This window comes from Breoghania sp., from assembly GCF_963674635.1.
In the GTDB taxonomy this organism is placed as follows: Bacteria; Pseudomonadota; Alphaproteobacteria; order Rhizobiales; family Stappiaceae; genus Breoghania.
This window is the reverse complement of record NZ_OY771475.1, coordinates 3,519,321-3,542,500: the sequence shown is the minus strand read 5'-3', so window position 1 is coordinate 3,542,500 and position 23,180 is coordinate 3,519,321. Positions and strand designations below refer to the sequence as shown.

22 protein-coding genes (1 of these 22 only partly in view) are annotated in these 23,180 nt (G+C 61.9%); 9 read left to right on the top strand and 13 right to left on the bottom strand.

What is annotated here, in order from left to right; genetic code table 11:
* The 3 genes from ABGM93_RS15470 to ABGM93_RS15460 form a co-directional block, all read right to left on the bottom strand.
* Positions 1-751, bottom strand: the 5' portion of a protein-coding gene (locus tag ABGM93_RS15470; protein WP_321501017.1) for a TRAP transporter substrate-binding protein. 287 nt of this gene lie to the left of the window's left edge; the window shows 751 of its 1,038 coding nt (coding positions 1-751); its start codon is at positions 749-751; the stop codon falls past the left edge of the window.
* 182 nt (positions 752-933) lie between these two features.
* Complete coding sequence (locus tag ABGM93_RS15465; protein ID WP_321501015.1) at positions 934-1,434, bottom strand: MarR family transcriptional regulator; 501 nt, start codon at positions 1,432-1,434, stop codon at positions 934-936.
* A gap of 48 nt (positions 1,435-1,482) precedes the next feature.
* Positions 1,483-2,283, bottom strand: a complete 801-nt coding sequence (locus tag ABGM93_RS15460) for a crotonase/enoyl-CoA hydratase family protein (protein ID WP_321501013.1) — start codon at positions 2,281-2,283, stop codon at positions 1,483-1,485.
* Positions 2,284-2,634: 351 nt separating this feature from the next.
* Between ABGM93_RS15460 and ABGM93_RS15455 the strand changes: the two genes are divergently transcribed.
* The gene (locus ABGM93_RS15455; protein ID WP_321501011.1) at positions 2,635-3,861 is read left to right on the top strand and encodes a lytic murein transglycosylase; all 1,227 of its coding nucleotides are present in this window, start codon (positions 2,635-2,637) and stop codon (positions 3,859-3,861) included.
* 18 nt (positions 3,862-3,879) lie between these two features.
* Here ABGM93_RS15455 and ABGM93_RS15450 read toward each other — a convergent pair whose 3' ends face one another.
* The 4 genes from ABGM93_RS15450 to ABGM93_RS15435 form a co-directional block, all read right to left on the bottom strand.
* Complete coding sequence (locus tag ABGM93_RS15450) at positions 3,880-5,052, bottom strand: M20 aminoacylase family protein (RefSeq protein ID WP_321501009.1); 1,173 nt, start codon at positions 5,050-5,052, stop codon at positions 3,880-3,882.
* A gap of 147 nt (positions 5,053-5,199) precedes the next feature.
* Positions 5,200-5,892 (bottom strand): methyltransferase, encoded by a 693-nt coding sequence (locus ABGM93_RS15445; protein WP_321334153.1) that lies wholly within the window; start codon positions 5,890-5,892, stop codon positions 5,200-5,202.
* The gene (locus tag ABGM93_RS15440) at positions 5,889-6,314 is read right to left on the bottom strand and encodes an EVE domain-containing protein (protein WP_319774497.1); all 426 of its coding nucleotides are present in this window, start codon (positions 6,312-6,314) and stop codon (positions 5,889-5,891) included. The genes ABGM93_RS15445 and ABGM93_RS15440 overlap by 4 nt, the downstream gene beginning before the upstream one ends.
* A 3-nt stretch (positions 6,315-6,317) precedes the next feature.
* Positions 6,318-6,605: a YciI-like protein gene (locus ABGM93_RS15435; protein WP_321501007.1), complete on the bottom strand. Its 288-nt coding sequence runs from the start codon at positions 6,603-6,605 to the stop codon at positions 6,318-6,320.
* A 211-nt stretch (positions 6,606-6,816) separates the two neighbouring features.
* On the opposite strand from ABGM93_RS15435, the gene ABGM93_RS15430 reads away from it, so the two are divergent.
* Positions 6,817-7,644, top strand: coding sequence for a hypothetical protein (locus ABGM93_RS15430; RefSeq protein WP_321501005.1), 828 nt, complete (start codon positions 6,817-6,819; stop codon positions 7,642-7,644).
* Between the two features lie 30 nt (positions 7,645-7,674).
* Here ABGM93_RS15430 and cysN read toward each other — a convergent pair whose 3' ends face one another.
* The 4 genes from cysN to galE all read right to left on the bottom strand — a co-directional run bounded on the left by cysN (position 7,675) and on the right by galE (position 12,659).
* Positions 7,675-9,585 (bottom strand): sulfate adenylyltransferase subunit CysN, encoded by a 1,911-nt coding sequence (gene cysN, locus ABGM93_RS15425; RefSeq protein ID WP_321501003.1) that lies wholly within the window; start codon positions 9,583-9,585, stop codon positions 7,675-7,677.
* Positions 9,585-10,436: a sulfate adenylyltransferase subunit CysD gene (cysD, locus tag ABGM93_RS15420; RefSeq protein ID WP_319774929.1), complete on the bottom strand. Its 852-nt coding sequence runs from the start codon at positions 10,434-10,436 to the stop codon at positions 9,585-9,587. Before cysD ends, cysN begins: the two co-directional genes overlap by 1 nt.
* 211 nt (positions 10,437-10,647) lie before the next feature.
* Positions 10,648-11,394, bottom strand: coding sequence for a 3'(2'),5'-bisphosphate nucleotidase CysQ (cysQ, locus tag ABGM93_RS15415; protein ID WP_321505938.1), 747 nt, complete (start codon positions 11,392-11,394; stop codon positions 10,648-10,650).
* A 275-nt stretch (positions 11,395-11,669) separates the two neighbouring features.
* A complete protein-coding gene (gene galE, locus ABGM93_RS15410; protein WP_321501001.1) occupies positions 11,670-12,659 on the bottom strand; it encodes a UDP-glucose 4-epimerase GalE in 990 nt (329 codons plus the stop codon).
* A gap of 178 nt (positions 12,660-12,837) precedes the next feature.
* On the opposite strand from galE, the gene galU reads away from it, so the two are divergent.
* The 4 genes from galU (at position 12,838) to ABGM93_RS15390 (ending at position 16,821) form a co-directional block, all read left to right on the top strand.
* Positions 12,838-13,713 (top strand): UTP--glucose-1-phosphate uridylyltransferase GalU, encoded by an 876-nt coding sequence (gene galU / locus ABGM93_RS15405; protein WP_319774502.1) that lies wholly within the window; start codon positions 12,838-12,840, stop codon positions 13,711-13,713.
* A gap of 536 nt (positions 13,714-14,249) precedes the next feature.
* Positions 14,250-14,588 carry a P-II family nitrogen regulator gene (locus ABGM93_RS15400; RefSeq protein ID WP_319774503.1) on the top strand — a complete coding sequence of 113 codons (339 nt, stop codon included), beginning with the start codon at positions 14,250-14,252 and terminating at the stop codon, positions 14,586-14,588.
* Positions 14,589-14,609: 21 nt separating this feature from the next.
* A complete protein-coding gene (locus ABGM93_RS15395) occupies positions 14,610-15,980 on the top strand; it encodes an ammonium transporter (protein WP_321500998.1) in 1,371 nt (456 codons plus the stop codon).
* Positions 15,981-16,176: 196 nt separating this feature from the next.
* Positions 16,177-16,821, top strand: a complete 645-nt coding sequence (locus ABGM93_RS15390) for a LysE family translocator (RefSeq protein ID WP_321500996.1) — start codon at positions 16,177-16,179, stop codon at positions 16,819-16,821.
* A gap of 7 nt (positions 16,822-16,828) precedes the next feature.
* On the opposite strand, the gene ABGM93_RS15385 is transcribed toward ABGM93_RS15390, so the two are convergent.
* On the bottom strand, positions 16,829-18,070 hold the full coding sequence (locus ABGM93_RS15385) for a response regulator (RefSeq protein WP_321500994.1): 1,242 nt from the start codon (positions 18,068-18,070) through the stop codon (positions 16,829-16,831).
* A gap of 248 nt (positions 18,071-18,318) precedes the next feature.
* On the opposite strand from ABGM93_RS15385, the gene ABGM93_RS15380 reads away from it, so the two are divergent.
* Complete coding sequence (locus tag ABGM93_RS15380; protein WP_321500992.1) at positions 18,319-19,278, top strand: AEC family transporter; 960 nt, start codon at positions 18,319-18,321, stop codon at positions 19,276-19,278.
* Between the two features lie 37 nt (positions 19,279-19,315).
* Entirely contained in the window at positions 19,316-20,224 is a 909-nt protein-coding gene (locus ABGM93_RS15375; RefSeq protein ID WP_321500990.1) for a LysR family transcriptional regulator, read from the top strand.
* Positions 20,225-20,268: 44 nt separating this feature from the next.
* Here ABGM93_RS15375 and ABGM93_RS15370 read toward each other — a convergent pair whose 3' ends face one another.
* On the bottom strand, positions 20,269-20,943 hold the full coding sequence (locus ABGM93_RS15370; RefSeq protein WP_321500988.1) for an enoyl-CoA hydratase/isomerase family protein: 675 nt from the start codon (positions 20,941-20,943) through the stop codon (positions 20,269-20,271).
* Between the two features lie 1,274 nt (positions 20,944-22,217).
* Between ABGM93_RS15370 and ABGM93_RS15365 the strand changes: the two genes are divergently transcribed.
* Positions 22,218-23,171, top strand: a complete 954-nt coding sequence (locus tag ABGM93_RS15365) for a crotonase/enoyl-CoA hydratase family protein (RefSeq protein WP_321500986.1) — start codon at positions 22,218-22,220, stop codon at positions 23,169-23,171.
* Positions 23,172-23,180: the final 9 nt, after the last annotated feature.

The following is a 23,180-nucleotide window of genomic DNA, read 5'->3' as shown; positions in this document are numbered from 1 at the left end:
CATAGGCGTCCTTGTTCATGGTGAAGACAAAGAAGGCGGTATAGAGCCCCCGGGGCCCGGAAAATTCGGTGTGAGCGTCCACGAGTTCGGTGATGCGCAGGGGCCGGGTCACTTCCCAGGGAACGACCGTCCCGTCGATGACGCCTTTCGAGAGCGCCTCGGGAGCGGCCGTGATCGGCATTCCGACCGGCGAGGCACCGAGTTCCCCCAGGAGTTCATTGACGATCCGCGAAGGGCCACGCAGCCGCTTGCCCTTAAGATCGGCCAGATGCGCCACGGGCTCACCGCGCATATGCAACACGCCCGGACCATGGACGTGAACGGCAAGCACATGGGTATCGGCATATTCATCGCGCAGGTGCTTGTCATAAAACTCCCAGGCGGCTGCGGACGTCGCCTCCGCATTCTGGGCCGTCATGAAGGGCAACTCGAAGGTTTCCGACTTGGCGAACCGTCCGGGTGCATATCCCGACAGTGTCCAGGTCAGCTCCACCACCCCATCCTTGGTCTGATCGTAAAGAGCAGGCGGCTTGCCGCCGAGCTGCATGGCGGGGAAATGCTGGACGGTGATGCGCCCGCCCGATTCCGCCTCGATCTTGTCGCCCCATGGCTTGAGTACCTTGGCCGGGATGGCCGCCTGAGGGGGCAGCATCTGATGGAGCTTGAGGGTGACTTCCTGAGCGCTCGCCACATGGGTGAGCGCCAGCAATGCGGCACCGGCAAGCCCGGCGCGCATGAATGGCATGGTCATAATGTTATCCTCCCAAAGAACCGCAACCGGCAAACACGAACGCAAACGACCGATCCGGTATCCGCGCGCCTCCCCGCGCACGGTGTGCCTTCACTGTAGCGAAGTTTGTTCTGCCAGTTAACAGTTTTAATGGAGAATGTTCGACCGGGTGAAAACACGCCCCGTCCCAGCCTGTGCAGGCCTCAGATCACGCGCATGAGCAAGCCGCGCAACTGCGCCTGCTCTTCCTCGCTGAGGCTCCCAAGCAACCGCGCTTCGTGTTCGCGGATGGCCGTGGCCGCCTTGTCGCGCAGGCGCCTGCCCGCAAGCGTCGCCCGCAACGCATAGGCGCGCCTGTCTCCCGGCACGCGATGACGACCGATAAGCTCCCGTCCCTCCAGATGATCGACGATCAGCACCACACCCGAACGTTCGATTTCAAGCGCGCGCGCGAGCTGGCTCTGACTGATGTCGGGATTGTCCACGATGATGGACAACGCCGAGAATGTCCCCGGCCGCAGGCCCAGATGATCAAGGCTGGCAAGGAAGTCGCCATGGATCGTCAGATAGGCACGCTTCATGACATAGCCGATGAACTCGCCCAGAACGCCGGGCTCAACACTGCCCGGTTCCGTGGAACCGGCATCCTTGAGCTTGTTCCCTGCGGGCTTTTCGCTGCCCGCATTATCCGTCTTTCCGGCCATGGTCCGCTTTTCCGCCTAGGTGCACAGTGTTTTCGGGTTCGTTGAAAGTCAGGTGAAGCTCGGTTTGCGCTTTTCCAGAAACGCCTTCAATCCCTCGCGCGCATCATCGCTCGTCTGGGACAAGGCCGCGCACAGGCTTTCGGTGAAAAGGCCGTCTCCGCGCGCCATGTCGTCAATGCGCGAGAGAGCCTGAATCACGATGTAATTGGACAGGGGCGCATTGCCTGCGATTGTACGCGCCAGGTCGAGCGCCTGAGCCCGCGCGCCGCCCGGCTCGCTCATGTAATGCGCAAGGCCGAGTGAGACGCCCTCTTGCGCACCATATTTGCGCCCCGTCAGCATCATTTCCACCATCCGGTCCGCCCCCAGGATACGCCCGATGCGCACGGACGCTCCGCCGCCGACAAAAATGCCGCGTCGGCCTTCGGGAAGCTGGAACACCGTGCCCGGATCGGCGACCCGGACATGGCAGGCCGCCGCAAGCTCAAGCCCGCCGCCCATGACCGCCCCTTCAAGCGCGGCGACAACCGGCAGGCCGCCAAACTGGATGACATCCATCACCGAATGCCAGTGCCGGGAATGGCGCATGACCGCCTCGGCGGGCCGCTCCACATGTTCGGAAAGATCGAGCCCGGCGGAAAAGTGCCCGCCTGCGCCCGACAACAAGACAACGGCCACGCCTTCAGGCGGCGCGGCAAAGAAAGCCCGCAGAGCTTCAATCAGCGTATCGTTGAGCGCATTGCGCTTCTCAGGACGCTGCAAGGTCAGATGCGCGATGCCCTCCTCCACATGAACGGAAAGAGGTTCGCATGCGACTTCGGCCTTCTCAGCCATCCCGATCTTCGCCATCTGGCATCAGTCTCCCATTTGTTTCAGGCTCTCCCGGCAGGCGCAAAGAGCACTTGCCCCGAACGGCCTTTCCCTCGCCCGTTTCGCCACGATTGTAAATGCAAAATACTGTTAACGCACTGAACAAATTTTATGCCAGCGCCACACGGCTCTGGACGGCGACCGGGTCCGGGCGACCGCACCCGGCATGAAAGAGGAAAAACGTGCGAAGGGCCCCTAATGATGGGAAAACACGGAACCGGAACGTGAACGCCGTCCCTTTCGCCGTCGTTCAGCCGCAATGGACGGTAACCCTTGGTGTGGCGCGATGTTGCGCGCATATGAGCAGTCCCCTCGAAGGAAGAGCAGGTGATGACCGCAATCCGATCCGGCCTTGTTGCCCCCATTGCAGCCCTTGCCGCCACCTTTGCGGGCGGCTTGGCGACATTGCCCCAGCCCGCTTCCGCAGCCTCCGCTGTCGCGCTGGAGGCCTGCGTCAGCGACATCCGCCGCGATGCCGTCGCCGCCGGCGTACCCCAAAAGCTGGCCGATCAGGCCCTCGGTGGCGTCAAATACGACGAGAAGGCTGTTCGATTTTCCCGCACCCAACCGGAATACAAGACCGAGATCTGGGACTACATGGCCTTTCTGGTCGACGCCAAGCGCATCAGGGACGGTCGCGCCTTGATGAAACGACACCAGACGCTGCTTGCGCAGGTACAAAAGCAGGTCGGCGTGGATCGCCATATCGTGGCCGCCCTCTGGGGCGTGGAGACGGATTACGGGCGCAAGAAGGGCGACTTCTTCATCCCCCACGCTCTGGCCAATGTGGTGTGCCTGTCGGGACGACGCGCGTCCTATTTCAAGGGCGAGCTGATCACGGCCCTGAAGATCGTGGCGGCAGGTGATCTGCACCTCAAGGATCTCCAAGGCTCCTGGGCGGGCGCCTTCGGCCAGACCCAGTTCATGCCCTCGACCTATCGCAGGCTGGCTGTCGATTTCGACGGCAACGGACGCAAGGACCTCGTCAACTCCGAAGCGGATGCGCTGGCCTCCGCCGCGAATTACCTCAAGAAAGCGGGCTGGAACAACCGCCTGCCATGGGGCTTCGAGGTGCATTTGCCGAAAGGTTACAGCGGGCCGAGCGGGCGCAAGAAGCGCGCGTCGCTTTCGACATGGGCAAAGCGCGGAATTACCCACATCGATGGCACGCCGGTGCGAGGCGCCTATTCCGCCGGGCTGCTCCTGCCGGCCGGGCGCAACGGACCGGCTTTTCTTGTGACGAAGAATTTCGATGCGCTTTATTCCTACAATGTCGCGGAATCCTATGCGCTCGCCATTGGCCACCTGTCGGACCGTCTGCGCGGCCACGGCCCGCTGGAAGCCAAATGGCCGACCGACGATCCGGGCCTCTCGCGCGCTCAGCGCCTCGATCTGCAAAATCGTCTGCTGCTGAACGGCTACAATATCGGCAGGGCGGACGGGCTCATCGGGCCCGTCACGCAGGATGCAATCCGCAAGGCTGAAATCCGCTTTGGCATGGAACCGACGGGCCGCCCGGGCACGAAGATATATCGCGCCCTTGGCGGAAACAGATAGCCAACGCCCGCTCGCGGCCTAGTTCGCCAGCGGCAGGGCCTTTTCGACCAGCGAAACCCAGAACGAGCAGCCATGCGGAATGGCGCCGTCGTCGAAATCATATTTCGCGTTGTGGAGGTCGGCGGAAGACCCGTTTCCGACGAACACATAGGCGCCGGGGCGTTCTTCCAGCATGAAGGAGAAATCCTCACTCGCCATCATTGGCTCGATTTCCGAATTGACCTTCGTCTCACCGGCGACCGCACGCGCCACATCGGCGGCGAAATTCGTGCATCTGGCGTCGTTCACGGTGACCGGATAGTCGCGCCAATACTGGATTTCACTCGTTGCGCCGTATCCTTGGGCGATGGAGGTCACCAAGGCACGGATTCTCTCCTCGGCGAGATCGCGCATGGCAGGGCTCAGCGTCCGCACCGTTCCGCGCAAGGTGACCCGATCGGGAATGATGTTGAAGGCCGTACCCGCCAGAAATTGCGTGACGGAGAGAACCGCGCTGTCGAGCGGATCGGCATTGCGCGAAACCACCGATTGCAGCGCCACCACGATCTGGGATGCGATCACCACCGGATCCACGCCCAGATGAGGCTTGGCCGCATGGCCGCCGCGTCCGGTGAGCGTGATCTCGAACTTGTCGCCAGAGGCCATGATCGGCCCGACGCACATGCCGAATTCGCCAACCGGCATGCCCGGATAGTTGTGCATGCCATAGACCTCATCGATGTTCCAACGCGGCATCAGATCGTCGTCGATCATCGCGCGCGCGCCGCCACCGCCTTCCTCGGCCGGCTGGAAGATCACCACCACTGTACCGTCGAAGTTGCGGGTCTCCGCCAGATATTTCGCAGCACCCAGCAGCATCGCGGTGTGCCCGTCATGACCGCAGGCATGCATCTTCCCCGGCACCTCGGAGGCATAGTCCTTGCCGCTTTCCTCCGTGATCGGCAACGCGTCCATGTCCGCGCGGAGCCCGATGGTCTTGCCGCCACCGCCATTGCGGCCCTTGATGACGCCGACGACGCCTGTGCGCCCGATCCCGGTGACGATCTCATCAACCCCGAACTCCCGCAGCTTGTCCGCCACGATGCCCGCAGTACGAACCGTGTCATAGAGCAGCTCCGGATTGCGATGGAAGTCGCGACGCCAGGCGGCGATTTCATCGGACAGTTCGGCAAATCGATTGATGATCGGCATCGGATACCTCGGCACATGAAGCGGGAAACGGGCAGGAGGCCGGAGACGACGTCTCGCCACGTCAAGGCGCGCATTTCACGCTGCGCCGCGATAAGGCGCAAGCCTCGCGCCCGCATTTTTTTTGGCCTGCCCTGCCCGTTCCTTAAGCTACGCTTGGCCCGCCCTGACCGGCTTCAGCCGATAAACGGCGGTGCGCTTGATTTCGGCATCTTCCAGTACCCGCGTCACCGGCACCGAATAGACGGCAATCTCGTCAAGCCGCGTCTTGGGAAGGTAACTGCGCCCCGGACAGCCAACCAGCACCTCGGTGCCTCGGGCCTGCGCCCTGTCGATCCACGCCAGCACCCTTTCGGCAAGCGGACGCTCATAAAAGACATCGCCGCACAACAGCACATCGACATCGGGATCCTCATCGAGGATATCGCGGGTCTCGCGCACGAGATCCACGCCGTTCATTTTCGCGTTGAGCAGGATCGCATCCTGCGCGAAGGCGCAGATATCGACGGCGGTCACCTCCGTGGCGCCTGCCATTGCCGCGGCAATGGAGACCATTCCCGATCCGGCGCCGAAATCGAGCACGCGGCGGCCTTTGACCAGACCGGGATTGTCGAGCACGTAACGCGAGAGAGCCTGCCCGCCGGCCCAGGCGAATGCCCAGAACGGAGGCGGCAGGGCCATATCCTCCAGCTCCGCCTCAGTCTTCTCCCAAAGTTCCACCACCTCGGTTGCCAGATGCAGGGAAATTTCCGGCACCAGAGGCGGGGTCAGCAGTTCGGTGTTTTCAAGAATGAAGTCGCGTCGGTCTTCCGCGGTTCGAATCGTTCCCAGAACGCCATTCATGGAGCCTCCGTCAGTCCACCCATCTCACAGACAATCTTCCACTCTTCTTCTGTAACAGGCTGCACCGAGAGGCGCATCGACGTGACCAGCGACATTTCCGCCAACCGCGGCTCTTCCTTGACGGCGGCCAGGGTCACAGGTTTGGGCATGTCACACACGGCCTTGATGTCCACGCATTCCCAGCGCGGGTCGTCGGTGGTGCTGTCGTGGTGCGCTTCGGCGCACACTTCCACGATGCCGACGACCTCCTTGCCCTCGTTGGAATGGTAGAAGAAGCCCTTGTCGCCGATCTTCATGGCCCGCATGTTGTTGCGCGCCTGATAATTGCGGACCCCGTCCCACTCCTCACCCTGTTCGCCCTTGGCCTTCTGCATTTCCCACGACCACTTGAAGGGCTCTGACTTGAACAGCCAATACGCCATGGATCAGGCCTCCGGGTTCTTGACCGCCCAGACCCACGGCCGGGCCTCGACGCCGGAAAAAAGTCCCGCCTTGGCGTAAGGATCGCTGTCGGCGATGGCCAGCGCCGCGTTCTTGTCGGCCGCCTCCACCATAACAAGTGAGCCGCAGGGCTTGCCGTCTTCTCCGAGGAAAGGGCCTGCGAATTTCAGCGCATCGCCAAGACTTTCCAGAAAGGCCAGATGGTCGGGGCGGGTATCGAGCCGGATCTGAAGGCTGTCCGGTTTGTCGGTGCACAGAAGCGCAAAAAGCATGAAGGTTCTCCCGAAATGTGTTTCGGCACACGCTAGAGCATGCGTCGTGCGAGTGAAATCACCTCCAGCGGCAAAAGCGTCTTTCCGAAAGAAACTGCCCACACGTTCTGTTGCGGCACCTCCTGTGTGGGCGGCTATTCCGGCACCATTGCGGCCCTCCGGTTATTCACCGATGATGCAGCCGCAACAGGAATCATGCCTCGGGGGACCGATGTTCAAGGCCATTCTGAAGGGGAGTGTTCAGCTCTGCCTTTCCAATTTCGACAATCTCATCAAGGCGGCAGGCACATGGACCGTGATCCTGATTCTCGGCGGATTGGCATTCGGAGCCCTCGGGTCCATTGGCGGCCCGATTGCAAATGACACCATGATGGTACGGAACGTGGGGGCATCCCTCATCCAGACCCTGCCCATGCTCTTGTTGCAGGTTGTCGCGGCGTCCTCGATCGCGGTTGCCTGGCACCGGTTTGCATTGCTTGGAGAAGCCCCAGCCACCTTCCATGTCAGGTTCGGCAAGTCCGAGTTTCGCTATGCTTTGTATTACCTCCTGTTCCTGCTCTGCGTATTTGCGATGTCAGCAGTCTTCCTCTTGTTTGCCAGCCTGGTGGCAATGCTCACAGGTGGTGGCAATCTGGAAAGCACAGCATTTACCGGTTTGGGGATCGCCATGATCCTGAGTTGCCTCTTCATGGTTCCGATCTGGGCCCGCGTGAGCCTCATGCTGCCCGCAGCAGCCGTCGATGAACCGATGGGTCCCGTGCGAGCCTACCACTTCGGACAGGGCATGGGCTGGGCCATGACCTTTGCCAGCATCTGCCTATTGATCCCGTTCGTCCTGCTGGATCTCGCCATTCTCTGGATATTGGCGACCATTGGCGCAGGCTTGCCCCAGCTTTTCGTGGTGATCCAGTTCCTCCTGCTCAAGGGACTTGAGCAGATCATCATCACCGTCCTGCTTCTCTCCGTGATCACCGTCGCCTACGCCCTGGCACGGCGCAGATACGAAGCGACCGCCGGACCCATCGATCCGGCGGCCTGATTCTCGATCGGTGCTGAATGAAGCCCGCGGCTAGTTGATGATGCCCCGTGCCTTCAGCTCCTCGATGATCGTGTCGGCCAGCACCTCCGGATCGGTCCCGGTGGTGTCGAGGCGGATCTCGGCGTTCTCCGGTGCCTCATAAGGCGAATCGATGCCGGTGAAGTTCTTGATCTTGCCTTCGGCGGCCTTCTGATAAAGCCCCTTCGGATCGCGCCGTTGGCATTCGGCCAGCGGCGTATCCACGAAGACCTCGATGAACTCGTCCTCTTCCACCAACTCGCGCGCCATCCGGCGCTCGGACTTGAACGGCGAGATGAAAGACACCAGCACGATCGTGCCGGAATCGACGAAGAGCTTCGCCGTTTCCGCCACGCGGCGGATGTTCTCCACCCGGTCCGCATCGGTGAAACCGAGATCGCGGTTGAGACCGTGGCGGACATTGTCGCCATCGAGCAGATAGGTGTGGTTGCCCGAAGCCAGCAGCTTGCGCTCAACCGCATTGGCGACCGTCGACTTGCCCGACCCGGAAAGCCCGGTGAACCACAGGACCGCCGGCTTCTGCCCCTTCAGCGCCGCACGCGCGTTCTTGTCGACATCCAGCGCCTGCCAGTGAATGTTCGTGGCGCGGCGCAGGCCGAACCAGATCATGCCCGCCGCCACGGTCGCGTTGGTCAACCGGTCGATCAGGATGAAGGACCCGGTGTCGTGGTTCGATTCATACGGATCGAAGGCGATCGGGGCAGACAGCGACAAGTTGCAGAAGGCGACCTCGTTGAGGTCGAGCTTCTTCGCCGCCAGATGCTCGAAGGAATTGATGTCGATGCGGTGCTTCAGCTCGCTCACCGTCGCGGTGACCGTGCGCGATCCTGACTTCAACAGATAGGTGCGCCCCGGATAAAGCGGCTTGTCCGTCATCCAGATGATGTGGGCGGCGAACTGGTCGGACACTTCAGGACGGCTTGCAGCCGACGCGATGATATCGCCGCGCGAAATATCGATCTCATCGGCAAGGGTCAGCGTGACCGCCTCGCCCGCTCGGCCCTCTTCCAGATCGCCATCCATCGTGACGATCCGGTCGATGCGGCTGGTCTTGCCCGATTCGGCCACCACCACGTCATCGCCCGGACGCACCACACCGGAGGCGATCGTGCCGGAATAACCGCGGAAATCCAGATTTGGTCGGTTCACCCACTGCACCGACATGCGGAACGGACGCCGGTCGAGATCGTCGGCGACTTCCACCGTCTCCAGATGCTCGATCAGCGTCGGGCCGGAATACCAGGGCGTTTTCTCGCTGCGCCGGGTGACATTGTCGCCAAAGCGCGCCGAAATCGGCACCGCGACAAGGCTGTCGAAATCGAACGAGGCGGCGAAATGCGAGAACTCGTCGCGAATCTCCTCAAAGCGCGCTTCGCTGAACTCCACCAGATCGATCTTGTTCACCGCCAGCACCACATGACGGATGCCGAGCAGCGAGGCGATGAAGGCATGGCGACGCGTCTGGGCCTGAATGCCGTGACGCGCATCGACCAGCAACACCGCCAGATCGGCGGTCGACGCGCCGGTCGCCATGTTGCGGGTGTATTGCTCGTGGCCCGGCGTGTCGGCCACGATGAACTTGCGCGCTTCGGTGGCGAAGAAGCGATAGGCCACATCGATGGTGATGCCCTGCTCGCGCTCGGCCTCAAGGCCGTCCACCAGCAAGGCAAAGTCGATGTCTTCGCCCACGGTGCCGTGTTTGGCGGAGTCCTTTTTCAAGGAGGCGAGCTGATCCTCAAAGAGCAGCTTGGAATCATAAAGCAGCCGCCCGATCAGGGTGGACTTGCCGTCATCGACCGAGCCACAGGTGAGAAAGCGCAGCAAACCCTTGGTTTCCTGGCCTGCGATGAATTCGGCAAAGGCTTCCGGCTCCGCCGCCGCGATGGTGTCGAGCGTCGCCATCAGAAATACCCCTCGCGCTTCTTCTTCTCCATGGAGGCCGCTTCATCGTGATCGATCAGACGACCGGACCGCTCCGACGACCGGGCGATCAGCATCTCGGAGACGATTTCCGGCAAGGTGGTGGCCTCCGATTCGATGGCCCCCGTCAGCGGATAACACCCCAGCGTACGGAAGCGGACCATGCGCTCCTGGGCAACCTCGCCCGGGTTCATCGGCAGGCGCTCGTCATCGACCATGATCAGCATGCCGTCGCGCTCGACCACCGGTCGGCGCGCCGCATAATAGAGCGGCACGATGGGAATGTTCTCCGCCAGGATATATTGCCAGATGTCGAGCTCGGTCCAGTTGGACAGCGGGAAGGCGCGGATCGATTCCCCCTTGGCGACGCGCCCGTTATAGAGCCGCCACAGTTCCGGGCGCTGGTTTTTCGGATCCCAGCCGTGCGACGCGGAGCGGAACGAGAAGACGCGCTCCTTCGCCCGGCTCTTTTCCTCGTCGCGGCGCGCGCCCCCAAAGGCCGCATCGAAACCGTGTTCGTTGAGCGCCTGCTTGAGCGCCTCCGTCTTCATCACATGCGTATAGAAGGACGAACCGTGATCGAACGGGTTGATGTTGTCGGCCAGCCCTTGCGGATTGGTGTGCACGATCAGGTCCAGCCCCAGGCGCTTCACCGTTTCGTCGCGAAACGCGATCATCTCGCGAAACTTCCACGTGGTGTCCACGTGCAGAAGGGGAAACGGCGGCTTGGAAGGATAGAAGGCCTTCATGGCAAGATGCAGCATGACGCTGGAATCCTTGCCGATGGAATAGAGCATCACCGGGTTGCGGAACTCTGCCGCCACCTCACGCATGATCTGGATGCTCTCGTTTTCGAGACGCTTCAAATGCGAGCTGCGATCAACCGACACGGGATAACAAACCTGTTTTCTTGGCCCCCTCACGAAAGCGCGAGGACGGGGCGTGCACCGGAGCTCCGGCGAAATACGACATGACCACGTTGTTCAATTCGTAATCCTAGTGACCATTGTGCCTGTATCAAAGGATGCGAAACGGCACAGTTTCTCACGAGGAAGAAACAATTTCCCGGTCGCCGGCGGCAATGAAGTATGGATTTGCGAAGTCGCTGTCATGCGACTGATTGCGCTTGCCATAGTTGAGCGGCGCGCCATCCTCGGTAACGACCACGCCCCCCGCGGCCCGCAGAACCGCATCGGCGGCAGCCGTATCCCATTCCATCGTGCGCCCGAAACGCGGATAAAGATCAGCCGCACCTTCCGCGACACGGCAGAACTTGAGCGATGATCCGGCGGATTTCAGATCCGCAACGTGCAGGCTGTCGATATAGGTGGAGGTCTGCTGGCTCATATGCGAGCGGCTGGCCAGAACCGTCAGACCGGCTTTGGGCGCGGCGCGGACCGAAATCTGTTCGGCTTTCCCGCACACCCCGTCCGCAACGCGGGCCCGCCAGGCCCCTTCGCCGGAAACACCCCAGAAGATCTCGCCAAGCGCCGGGGCATAAACGACCCCCGCCATCGGCGTACCGCCTTCGACCAGGCCGATATTCACCGTGAACTCGCCATTGCGGGAAATGAACTCGCGCGTGCCATCCAGAGGATCGACAAGAAAGAAGGCATCGCTGGGCGGCGGCACGCGGCCCGCGGAAACAGCCTCCTCCGCGACGACCGGAATATCCGGCACAAGCCGCGCAAGCCCTGCCAGAATGATCGCCTCAGCCTCCGTGTCGGCCTTGGTGACAGGTGACCCGTCTCCCTTCTCGGTAACGTCAATCGCATCCTTGTAGATGTTCATGATCGCCGCACCGGCCGCTATCGCGACATCGCACAACGCGGCCACATCGCGTTTTCCGATGGGGGTTCCGTCTGCTCCGGCAGACGTCGAGGGGGTCGGGGTTTCTGTCTTTTCGAGCGTCAAGACACTCTCGCTCCAGTGTTTTCGGGCCCGCAAGGGCGCCAGGGCGCAGACCCGCCGCAAGCAGCGAACCTAAGCTCTGGCGGGAGCCTCTTTCAAGTCTTCAAATCCGCACCCGCGCTCGCAGACAGCGCAGCACATGCGGCGTTTCCGCTTCAGCAAGCCTTGTTGCGTTGCGCAAGATGCCTCTCCCAAGCCAGTGCGTGGCTTACGATGGTGTCGAGATCATCGTAACGCGGGCTCCAGCCGAGCTCATGCCGCACCGCTTCGGCAAGCGCCACGACCTTTGAGGAATCACCCGCGCGGCGGGGTTCTTCCAGAACCTCGATGTCGCGGCCCGATACACGCCGGACCGCATCAATCACCTGTCGCACGGAATAGCCTTCGCCATATCCGCAATTCAAGACGACGCTCGACCCACCGGCGCGAAGCCGGGCCAGCGCGAGGCGGTGCGCTTCGACGAGATCGGCCACATGAATGTAGTCGCGCACACCCGTGCCATCCGGGGTGTCATAGTCGGTACCGAAGATGGACAGCCGCTCCCGTTTGCCAAGGGCCGCCTCGCAGGCAACCTTGATCAGATGGGTGGCCTTCGCGGTCGACTGGCCTGTCCGTCCCTCCGGGTCGGCCCCGGCCACATTGAAATAGCGCAGCGCGGTATAGGCGAAATCATGGGCAGCGGCAGTGTCCGCCAGCATGATCTCGCTCATGAGCTTGGACGAGCCATAGGGCGAGAGCGGGCGCAAGGGCGCGGTTTCGGCCACCGGCACCGTTTGCGGATCGCCATAGACCGCCGCCGTGGAGGAGAAAATGAAGTTCTTCACGCCCGTCTCCACGCAGGCCTCGATCAGGCTGCGCGTGTTGGACGTGTTGTTGCGATAATATTTGAGCGGATCGGCAACCGATTCCGGCACGATCACGGACCCGGCGAAATGGATGACAGCATCCACGCCCTCAGCAAGCACTTGATGCACGAGGTCAGTATCGGCCAGATCCCCCACAACCAGCCGGGCCGCACCGGCAACGGCCCAGTCGAAGCCGGTGGACAGATTGTCGAGAACGACAACCTCTTCGCCGGCCTCGACAAGGTTCACAACCATGTGGCTGCCGATATAGCCGGCACCGCCCGTCACCAGTACTGCCATTTCATTCTCCCGATGGCCCAAACTCGGCCCGTATTTTTCCTTAGCACGGTTTTCCCGCCAATCGGCAGTTGCCAGCTTGTCCCACGGAACGGTATGGCCTGCCGCTTGTTATTCTTGAGCCGCCTGATTAGCTTGCGCTGAACCGGTGGTCCAACACCGAATTAGTCAGGACATTCTAATGCCCGCACCCATCCGCAAAGCCGTTTTTCCCGTTGCCGGCCTCGGCACGCGCTTCCTGCCCGCCACCAAGGCCGTGCCCAAGGAAATGCTGACCGTGGTCGACCGCCCGATCATTCAGTACGTGGTGGATGAGGCGCGCGAAGCCGGGATTGAACACTTCATTTTCGTCACGGGCCGCAACAAGCACGTCATCGCCGACCATTTCGACATGGCCTATGAGCTGGAGCAGACCCTACGCGACCGTGGAAAGCAGGAGGCGCTGGATCTTCTGGAAGAAATCCGCCCCGCTCCGGGCACGGCCAGCTTCACCCGGCAACAGGAACCGCTCGGCCTTGGCCACGCGGTGTGGTGCGCGCGCGAGATGATCGGACACGAGCCCTTCGCGGTGCTGCTGCCGGATGTGCTGGTGAAAGCCGGACGCGGCTGCCTTGGCCAGATGATCGACGCCTATGAGAAGACGGGCCGCAACATCATTGCGGTGGAGGAAGTTCCCGAAGACCAGACCCACCATTATGGTGTCATCGACATCGAAGGCGAAGGCAAGGACGGCCTCTATGAGGTGCGCGGTATGGTGGAAAAGCCGAAGCCCGGCACGGCACCCTCCAACCTCATCATTACCGGGCGCTACATTCTTCAGCCGGAAGTCTTCGGGTTCCTCGAAAACCAGGAAACCGGTGCGGGCGGCGAAATCCAGCTCACCGATGCGCTGCTGAAACTGATGGAAACGCAGGGCATGAGCGGCCTCGCCTTCGAAGGCAAGACCTATGATTGCGGCTCCAAGATCGGCTTTCTCGCGGCCAATGTCGCCTATGCGCTGGGCCGAGAGGATATCGGCGAGGAATTCCGCGCGACCTTGAACGAGCTGCTGGACTGACCTTTCCGTAAACCCCGACTGCGAGCGGGCGCGATTGCCACCTTGGTGTCCGCTCCGCCACACCGATACGCTTTGAGTGCGAAGCGCCCGGACCTCGGTCCGGGCGTTTTTTTTCGCGCTCCGCGCCGGGGATTTCGCGATGCACCCCGCACATTCGTGAATATCACGATGCAAATCCTGCGATCGCCCAGTTTTTAATCACACGCCAAAGCGCATTTTGCATATTTTTCGTGCAGCCCGCAGGCCCTGCCGCTTTTTTGGCCACCCCCCATCCCCCCTCTCCGCAAAACTCATCCATTTCTCTTTTCATTCAGAGACTTGGGTCTGCTTTTCCGTGCCCATTCCGACGGATTTCCGTACGGGAATCCGACTTGGCACGGACCTTGTTAGAGAAGGGACGGTAACAGCCGCGAGGCTGGAGCCCGGGGGGGCGGTGTCAGGGGGCACTGGTCCTGGATGAAGACGACCAAGGGAACACCATCCGGAACAGGCCGCAGCGGCTGCGGGCGGCAGCAGGAGAGTAACGGGAACCAATCATGAAAATCGTCATGGCCATTATCAAGCCGTTCAAGCTGGACGAGGTGCGCGACGCCCTCACGGCAATCGGCGTGCAGGGACTCACCGTCACCGAAGTGAAGGGCTACGGCCGCCAGAAGGGCCACACCGAAATCTATCGCGGTACGGAATACGCGGTCAGCTTCCTTCCGAAGCTCAAGATCGAAGTCGCGGTTGCGAGCGGCATGGTCGACCAGGTGCTGGAAGCCATTTCCGGCGCGGCCAAGACCGGCCAGATCGGCGACGGCAAGATCTTCGTCTACTCGATCGACCAGGCCGTCCGGATCCGAACCGGCGAAACCGACGCCGAAGCACTGTAATCGCTCAACGAGGAAACAGTCATGAAGACCTCCATTTCATTCGGTCGCTCCGCGTCGGCACTTGCCGCCAGCGCTTCGGCCGTAGCCATTGCCGGCCTTGTCGGCGTCTCCGCCGCCTTTGCCCAGGACACCACCGCCGAGGCCGCAGCCGCGCCCGCGGTCGGCCCTGAAGTCGCCTACATCCTCAACACCCTGCTGTTCCTCATCGGTGGCTTCCTGGTGATGTGGATGGCCGCGGGCTTCGCGATGCTCGAAGCCGGCCTGGTGCGTTCCAAGAACGTGTCCATGCAGTGCCTGAAGAACATCGCCCTCTATTCCGTCGCCGGCCTGATGTTTTGGATCACCGGCTACAATCTCATGTATACCGGCGTCGACGGCGGCTACATGGGCTCCTTCGGCCCCTATTCCTTCGATCCCGTCGGCGGCAACGCGCTGGATACCGGGTATTCGACCGCGTCGGACTGGTTCTTCCAGATGGTGTTCTGCGCCACGACCGCCTCGATCGTCTCCGGTACGCTGGCCGAGCGCATCAAGCTGTGGCCGTTCATGATCTTCACGGTCATCCTGACCGGCATCTTCTATCCGATCACCGGTTCCTGGCAGTGGGGCGGCGGCTGGCTGTCCGAGATGGGCTTTTCCGATTTCGCCGGCTCCTCGCTGGTGCACTCCGTTGGCGGCTGGGCGGCTCTGTCAGGTGCCGTGATCCTCGGCGCGCGCAAGGGCAAGTACGGCCCCGGTGGCCAGGTGACCCCGTTCCCGGGCTCCTCCATGCCGCTGGCGACCCTCGGCACGTTCATCCTGTGGCTCGGCTGGTTCGGCTTCAACGGCGCTTCGCAGCTTGCCATGGGCACGATCGGTGACGTTTCCGACGTCTCGCGCATCTTCGCCAACACCAACATGGCCGCCGCCGCCGGTGTCGTCGTCGCGATGGTTCTGACGCAGATCCTGTACAAGAAGGTCGACGTGACCATGGCGCTCAACGGTGCGCTGGCCGGTCTGGTCTCCATCACCGCCGAGCCGCTAGCCCCGACCGTGCTGCAGTCCGTCATCATCGGCGGCGTCGGTGCCGTGATCGTCGTCTTCGCCGTGCCGATGCTCGACAAGCTCAAGATCGACGACGTCGTCGGCGCAATCCCGGTTCACCTGCTTGCCGGCATCTGGGGCACCTTCATCGTGCCGTGGTCCAACGCCGAAACCTCCTTCGGTACGCAGATCGTGGGCATTGCCGCCATTGGCGCCTTCACCACGGTGGCCAGCGTCATCGTCTGGCTCATCCTGAAGGCCACCGTCGGCATCCGCGTCGGCGAGGAAGAAGAAGCCCTCGGCCTCGACAAGGTTGAAATCGGCGTGGAAGCCTATCCCGAGTTCGGGACCGGATCCCAGCGGATGTAACGTTCTCTCCAAGCGAATCGAACCAGTTCGTTCGATCACCTGGCCCGGGCTCTCAAGCCCGGGCCTTTTTGCTTTCTCGGGCGCGCCTGAGAGCCCTCGCCCACGATCACAGCCGCGTTGCACCGCCTGTCGGTGGAGCGTATGTTCCGCTTCCGCAAATATCCTGGAAAATCGTGAAAGAAGGGCGGGCGCCCCCATGGACTTTCTTCCCGACACGACCGTTCTGCTTGCCTTTTCGGCTGCCGCGATCACCCTGACGCTGACGCCGGGACCCGACATGACGCTGTTTTTGAGCCGCGCGCTCATTCACGGTCGGCGCTCTGGCTTTGCCGCTCTTGCGGGGGCCTCGACGGGGCTGATCATTCACACCTTGCTGGCGGCCTATGGCCTCTCCGCCCTTCTGGCAGCCTCGGCCACGGCGTTCCGGCTCGTCACCATCGCCGGTGCGGTCTATCTGGCCTGGCTGGCCTTCCAGACGCTGCGCCATGGCTCGGCCCTGACCCTTGAGACGGCAGACACCACGTCAAGCGGGGGACTTGCGCGGTCATGGGCAACGGGCCTCGGCATCAACCTGCTCAACCCGAAAATCGTGCTGTTCTTCGTGACCTTCCTGCCCCAGTTCGTGAATGCCCACGATGAAAACGCCCGCAGTCAGCTTGTCTTTCTGGGTCTCTATTTCGTGGTGCTGTCCCTGCCCTTCACGATCACGATCATCGCGCTTTCGGAAAGGTTCTCCGCGGCTCTCAAGCGCTCGCCGCGCGCCATGCGGGTAATGGACTGGACCTTTGCCGGGATCATGGGCGCCTTCGCGCTGCGCATTGCAGCCACGCTGACACGCTAAGGGCGCGTCAGCCTGCGGGCTGTTTCCCTGCCCGTGACGCCGCCGCTGCCGTCAACGCCTTGAACAGATCCGCCGGAGCGAAGGGCTTGCCGAGAACGCAGCAAAAGCCCGCCTTGCGGCTGCGGGCTGTGTCGGCAGGCCGCATACCCGCCGTCAACGCAACGATCGGAATATCGCCGTCTTCCGTTCTTTCGCGCAGCCGCATGGCCGCCTCGATGCCGTCCATGCCGGGCATCTGAAGGTCCATGATCACGACATCGAAAGCCTCCTGACCGGCAGCCTCAAGCGCCGCAGCACCGCTGTCGACCGCCTTGAAGGACATGCCGAAGGAATCGAGAAAGGTCGTGATCAGGAGCCGGTTGACCGAATTGTCGTCGACCACCAGGACCTTGAGCCTGACCAGCTCCGGCGCCACGTCATCATCTGCAATCGCGTCCGCGTCCTTGACGAGATCCCCGACAGGCACACAAGGCACCTCCAGCGTGAAGGTCGTGCCATGGCCGTAGTCGCTCTCGACGTCGAGGCGACCGCCGAGGCGCTGCGCCAGCGTCCTGGAGATCCAGAGCCCCAGCCCCGATCCGCTCCGCAGGCGCTGTCCGGACGCACCCTGCCGGTAGGGCAGGAAAAGCGTCGAAAGCTCCTGCGGGTCAATCCCTGGCCCCTCATCGCAGACCGTCACCAGAAGATGGCGCTCTTCGTCGCCCAGATAGCGCGCATTCACCTTCACATGCGGCTTGCGGCCATCGGGCCGCCTGCCCCCCGCCTTGCCGCCCCCCGGTTCGCCGCGCGGCTTTCCGGTGAACTTGATCGCATTGTCGATGAGATTGGTGAGAATCCGGCGCACGGCATGCGGATCTCCCGTCGCAGGTCCGTCGAGCCCATCGGCAAGGGTCAGCTTCAGCTCCACATTGCGTTCGTCTGCAAGGGGGCGGAACAATGCTGCCAGACCCGTGAGCGCTTCTGCAGGGTTCCACACCAGCAGCCCGGTCGGCTCCGGTGGAACCTCGCCCGCCTGATCGAGCAGTTCCGTCGTCAGCTGGTTCAAAGCGGCGGCGGCCTGCTGCAGTGTATCCACATAGGCGCGCTGGTACTGATCCAGCTCGGTTGCGGCCAACAGGTCAGCCGTCGCCGAAACGGCCCCCAGCGGAGTGCGGATATCATGCAGAATGACGGCCAGCGCCAGCGCGGTCTTGGTTTCGTCCTCCGGCGCCAACGTCGTTTCGTTTGATCCGGTTTCGCCCTCTTGCACGGATGCCCGGCCTTTTCTGATTTGAGATCTGCGCGAATCGTACCAGCGCAAGGCCTTCGTTGCGAGGCCACACACCGTGGTATGCCTTATTTGACGCGTGTTACATTCTGACCTAATCCATTTAATTGATAAAATGGACATTTTGCCCAACCGCCAGGCGTACGGCACCGGGCTGTTAATCGCTGTTCGTGCAGTAGGCACCCTCAAGACAGGCGCGCTTTCCCAAAGCCCCACTGACCCGGCCCAAGATGTTCTCGTTCGATATCCTCACCATCGTCTTGCCGATCTTCCTGTTGATCGCGGTCGGCTATGCGGCTGCGTTCAGTGGCGTGCTCGACGTATCTGTCGGAGATGCCCTCAGCAAGTTCGTGAACACGATCCTGATCCCGGTTCTGCTCTTTCGCACACTGGCAACGGCGTCCTTCAACGGGGCGTCCCCATGGGCGCTTTGGGGAGCCTATTTCTCCGCAGCAGGGCTCGTCTGGGCGGTTGCGACCGTCCTGAGCCGAAAGCTCCTGCGTCGTGAGGCGCGTTACTGCGTCATTGCGGGGATCGTGTCCGCCTTCTCCAACACCGCGCTTGTGGGAATTCCCATTATCTCCACGAGCTTTTCCGAGGCCGGTCTCGTGCCGCTTTTCGTCATCATGTCGGTTCATCTGCCATCGATGACGATCGCCAGCACGTTGCTGATGGAGCGCGCGGCGGTCGCGGACGGAACGAAGGCTGCGGCTCCCCTCGGCCAGACGCTGGTTGCCATCGCGCACAACCTCCTGACCAACCCCATCGTGATCGGAATCATCTGCGCGGTGGCCTGGCGGCTAACCGGACAGCCCATCCCCGAATTGCCCGCCAACGTCCTCAGGCAACTGGCCGGAGCGACCATTCCCGTCGCCCTGTTCTCCCTCGGCATGAGCCTGCGTCGATACGGGATCCGCGGCAATGTGGCGCCTGCCATCCTGGTCAGCGCCCTCAAGGTCATCGTCATGCCGGCCATGGTCTGGGCCTCCACCACCTATGTGTTCCACCTGCCCGCGCTGTGGGTGCAGGTCGCGACCCTGACGGCCGCCTGCCCGACCGGCGTGAACGGGTATCTTTTCGCCGCAAGCTTCGGCACCGGCCATGCGCTTTCCGCCAACACGATCAGCCTGACGACGGCCACCTCCATTGTTAGTATTGGTTTCTGGATGCATTTCGTCGGCGTGATGTGATGATTCGCCGGAACACAAGGAGAGCGCAGCAACACCCATGGACCAACTGACCCGCATGCGTTGTTTCATTCAGGTGGTCGATGCCGGCGGTTTTTCCGCTGCTGCCCGTGAAATGGGGCGCTCCAAGGCGCTCGTTTCGAAATATGTCGGCGAGCTGGAGGACGAACTCGGCGTTCGTCTGCTCAACCGCACCACCCGCAAGATCTCCACCACCGAAGCTGGCCAGGCCTATTACCGTGAGGTTTCGGATATTCTCCAGCGCATCGACGATCTCCAGAACGCGATGCAGGACACCAGCCAGACCGCTCGCGGCCTGTTGCGCGTCTCCGCCTCACGCGCCTTCGGTGATCACGATCTTTCGCGCGCCGTCATGGCCTTTCTCTCCGAGAACCCGGACATTTCCGTCGATCTGAAACTGGAAGACCGATTCGTCGATCTGGTGGAGGAGGGGTTCGACGTCGCCATCCGGCTGACGGAGCTGTCCGATTCGAGCCTGATTGCCCGCAAGCTCGCCCCGTTCAGGCAAGTGACCGTCGCCTCACCGCAATTGCTGGCGATCCATGGTGTGCCCCAGGAGCCGACCGATCTCGCCGATCTGCCCTGTATCATCGACACCAATTATCGCTTTCGCGCCAACCTTGCCTTTCGCACGCCCGAAGGCGAACGCACATCCGTCACGATCAAGGGTCGGGTGGAGGTGAACAGCGCGGAAGCCGCAAGACAGGCGGCCCTTGCCGGACTGGGGTTCGCCCGCACACCCCATTTCATGGTTCGCGACGACATCTCAGCCGGACGACTGGTTTCCATGCTGGAGGACTATCAGTCGAACGATGCCGCAATCTGGGTCGTCTACCCCCATCGCAAGCACCTGTCGGGCAAGGTGCGCGCCTTTGTCGATTTCCTGGTGGCGTGGTTCGAGCGCGAACAGTTGCGCGGGGCCTACTGACGGGCGTCCGGGGCGCTGTTGCCGCCTGACGCTGCGCGGGATCTTCAACCGGCGGAGAAGGCCCGCATCCGCGCGATCACTTCCGGCAAGGCGATTCGCTCCACGTATTTCACGCGCTCCGCCTCCAGCCCGCGGGCGATTTCCAGGCGCCTGTCCTCAGACCGGATCAGGGCGCGCGCAGCGACCAGCGCGCCAGTTTCCTTGGCGCGCAATGTCTCCACCTGCTGGCGAAGCTCCGCATTGAATTCCTCGCGCGCGGGAACCGCCGTCACCAATCCCAGCGCATGGGCCCGCCACGCTTCCACTTTCCGGTTCAGGAGCTGGATCTCAAGCGCGCGCGCTTCCCCGATTCGCTTGGGCAGGATCGCCGTCCATCCACCGATGGGCGCAAAGCCCATCTCCGCGCAATAGGGCTGCGCAAAGGTCCCCTCGCTCATCACCACGATGTCGCTGGCAAGAAGAAAGCCGATCGACCCGCCGGTCACTGGCCCGCGTACGGCGGTCACAACCGGCGCCGGGAAGGCCATGAGGTCGAGAATTGCGCCGTTCAAATGCCCAACGAGCTGATCGGCATAGGCGCGCAGCCGGTCCGGGTCATCGGCATGCTGGAGATGACCGGAAATGTCCGTGCCTGTCGAAAAGGCCTTGCCGGACGCATCAAGGATCAAGACACGCGGAGACTGAGACGCGGCTTTCGCGAGTGCATCCCGGAATCGCATAATCAACGCCGGCACCAGAGCGTTCGCGCGCTCGGGCCGGTTCAGCGTCAAACGCACACAATCGGATTCACACCTGTAAACAACGAGATCATCGGCATGTTCCGGCCCGGAAGCCGCGTTTGCCTCGGATGCGACCTGCATAATCACCTACCGTTACCAATCATTGGCAAAATGTCCTTGAGCGGGTCTGCCCCGATCCTCGGCCTGATCCCGCATCAGATCATCGACCGGGCCGCCCGCCCCAAACGTCCCTCGCCCCGCGCGGTTCTGCGACGTCGGTCAGGACAGGACCACAACTCGCCCTCTATCCTGGCTCCTGTCGTAGCACACCCGCCACCCGGCTTTGAACCTGAGCAAGATATCCGGACACCGCGGGTTGAATGAGACGGTTCGCAAATGCTCCTCCCGTCCTGACGCGCCCTTGACGTATTACCCGCCAAGCGGCCGCCTTCAGCGCCTCGGCCAGGAGGCTTCACCGTCAACCCATCCCGAAATATCGAGGATTCAAGCCAGACAGGCCCCGTCGGCGCGCTGTCCGCGAACGAGACCGCTCATCCAACATGATACTATCCTCAAGGGCTTGCGATAAACACCAGAAATGCAAAGCAGCCTTTCTTATACGCATGCGCCAGAAGACACTGCCACGTCACCCCCCGCGCCTCCCCACCAGCCTCTTTCACCACATAAGGCCCGCATGCGTTCCCTTCCGACCATCATGAGGGGAAAAATGATTCAAGGTTAACGCGCGGAAAGATCAGTCATCACGGCCACAAGCCCCGCCCTTGACGATGAATTTGACCGGACCAATCAACCCCAATCGCTGCGACTGCCGCACTGGAAACGCGCAAGATCGAGGGTAAGGATATTTCCGGAATAAAACTAAACACGCGTTTAAAATTTAATAATAACAACATCTTACACTGTTTTTCTGACAAAGTCGTACCTCTGATCTACCCACGGCTTCTCTGCAACATATTCGTCACGACGTAACTCTAGGTGGTTTTCCGTCAGATAGTCGTATGCACATGTTTTGACCAGACACTGCGATTTCATAACAAGTACTCCCACTTGCTTTTATTAACCTTTCGTGCACCATAAATCGTGACTGCCGGAGACTGTTCGACGGCGCCCGAGGGCGTATGGGGACAGGAGGTGTGGCGCCAACCGGCAAGATTATCCATTCGGTGACGTGACCGGTCCGCCTGTGGGGCGCAGCGCGTTTATATTCAGTACCGACCCGGATCGGGCCGGATCATGTTGGGTGTGAGGTTCCGATGACGCCCCCTTACCGTCCTGACGGCGCAGATGCCGTTCCTGTTCCGGACGTGGCTGCGTTTCCCCGCAGCACGATGGAAGAGGACGTCGCGGCTGAGCATTACGACGAGATCGACGTCCGGCTCGATCCACGCACCAAGACCTATTGGTGCATGATGCGTCCGGACGGGCGTCCGAGCTATACGCCCGGACTTTTGGCCGACCTGAGCCGCATGCAGGGTTCCATTCCCAGGCTCTTTGCCCGTCACGCACGCTCCGGCGAAGAGCCGATGCGCTATTTCGTCGTCGGGTCCCGAATTCCCGGAATTTTCAATCTGGGCGGAGATCTGGCCCTGTTCGCCCATCACATACGGCAGGGAAACCGCAAGCACCTGTCCACCTATGCCCGCGCCTGCATCGACGTCGTCTACAACAATGCCGTCAACTACGAGTTGCCCATCGTGACGATCGCGCTCGTTCAGGGCGACGCACTGGGAGGCGGCTTCGAGGCGGCATTGTCCTGCGATATCATCGTGGCTGAGCGCGGCGCGAAATTCGGCCTTCCGGAAGTCCTGTTCAACATGTTTCCCGGCATGGGAGCCTATTCGTTCCTCGCCCGTCGGCTGGATAGCGTGCAGGCGGAACGCATGATCATGAGCGGCAAACTCTACACCGCGCAGGAGCTTTTCGACTTCGGGCTCATCGACATTCTGGCCGAGGACGGCAAAGGCCGACTGGCGGCGGAGGAATATATCCGCCGCAACACCAAGCGGCAGAATTCCCACAGCGCAATCTATCGCACCCGTCGGCGTGTCAATCCGATCACCTATGAGGAGTTGCGCGACATCACGGATATCTGGGTGGACACCGCCTTGCGCCTCAGCGAACCGGACCTGCGCAAGATGATGCGCCTCACCATGGCGCAGGACCGTCGTCGGTCGGCTGTCGAAACCCACGCCGCAGAGGCGGTCTGAACAGGCGCC

Bases quoted from the DNA above. Each gene is read 5' to 3' on its own strand.
- ABGM93_RS15465 (WP_321501015.1), bottom strand. From the start codon at position 1,434: ATGGCCGGAAAGACGGATAATGCGGGCAGCGAAAAGCCCGCAGGGAAC.
- ABGM93_RS15460 (WP_321501013.1), bottom strand. From the start codon at position 2,283: ATGGCGAAGATCGGGATGGCTGAGAAGGCCGAAGTCGCATGCGAACCT.
- ABGM93_RS15455 (WP_321501011.1), top strand. From the start codon at position 2,635: ATGACCGCAATCCGATCCGGCCTTGTTGCCCCCATTGCAGCCCTTGCC.
- ABGM93_RS15450 (WP_321501009.1), bottom strand. From the start codon at position 5,052: ATGCCGATCATCAATCGATTTGCCGAACTGTCCGATGAAATCGCCGCC.
- ABGM93_RS15445 (WP_321334153.1), bottom strand. From the start codon at position 5,892: ATGAATGGCGTTCTGGGAACGATTCGAACCGCGGAAGACCGACGCGAC.
- ABGM93_RS15440 (WP_319774497.1), bottom strand. From the start codon at position 6,314: ATGGCGTATTGGCTGTTCAAGTCAGAGCCCTTCAAGTGGTCGTGGGAA.
- ABGM93_RS15435 (WP_321501007.1), bottom strand. From the start codon at position 6,605: ATGCTTTTTGCGCTTCTGTGCACCGACAAACCGGACAGCCTTCAGATC.
- ABGM93_RS15430 (WP_321501005.1), top strand. From the start codon at position 6,817: ATGTTCAAGGCCATTCTGAAGGGGAGTGTTCAGCTCTGCCTTTCCAAT.
- cysN (WP_321501003.1), bottom strand. From the start codon at position 9,585: ATGGCGACGCTCGACACCATCGCGGCGGCGGAGCCGGAAGCCTTTGCC.
- cysD (WP_319774929.1), bottom strand. From the start codon at position 10,436: ATGCGTGAGGTGGCGGCAGAGTTCCGCAACCCGGTGATGCTCTATTCC.
- cysQ (WP_321505938.1), bottom strand. From the start codon at position 11,394: ATGAACATCTACAAGGATGCGATTGACGTTACCGAGAAGGGAGACGGG.
- galE (WP_321501001.1), bottom strand. From the start codon at position 12,659: ATGGCAGTACTGGTGACGGGCGGTGCCGGCTATATCGGCAGCCACATG.
- galU (WP_319774502.1), top strand. From the start codon at position 12,838: ATGCCCGCACCCATCCGCAAAGCCGTTTTTCCCGTTGCCGGCCTCGGC.
- ABGM93_RS15400 (WP_319774503.1), top strand. From the start codon at position 14,250: ATGAAAATCGTCATGGCCATTATCAAGCCGTTCAAGCTGGACGAGGTG.
- ABGM93_RS15395 (WP_321500998.1), top strand. From the start codon at position 14,610: ATGAAGACCTCCATTTCATTCGGTCGCTCCGCGTCGGCACTTGCCGCC.
- ABGM93_RS15390 (WP_321500996.1), top strand. From the start codon at position 16,177: ATGGACTTTCTTCCCGACACGACCGTTCTGCTTGCCTTTTCGGCTGCC.
- ABGM93_RS15380 (WP_321500992.1), top strand. From the start codon at position 18,319: ATGTTCTCGTTCGATATCCTCACCATCGTCTTGCCGATCTTCCTGTTG.
- ABGM93_RS15375 (WP_321500990.1), top strand. From the start codon at position 19,316: ATGGACCAACTGACCCGCATGCGTTGTTTCATTCAGGTGGTCGATGCC.
- ABGM93_RS15370 (WP_321500988.1), bottom strand. From the start codon at position 20,943: ATGCGATTCCGGGATGCACTCGCGAAAGCCGCGTCTCAGTCTCCGCGT.
- ABGM93_RS15365 (WP_321500986.1), top strand. From the start codon at position 22,218: ATGACGCCCCCTTACCGTCCTGACGGCGCAGATGCCGTTCCTGTTCCG.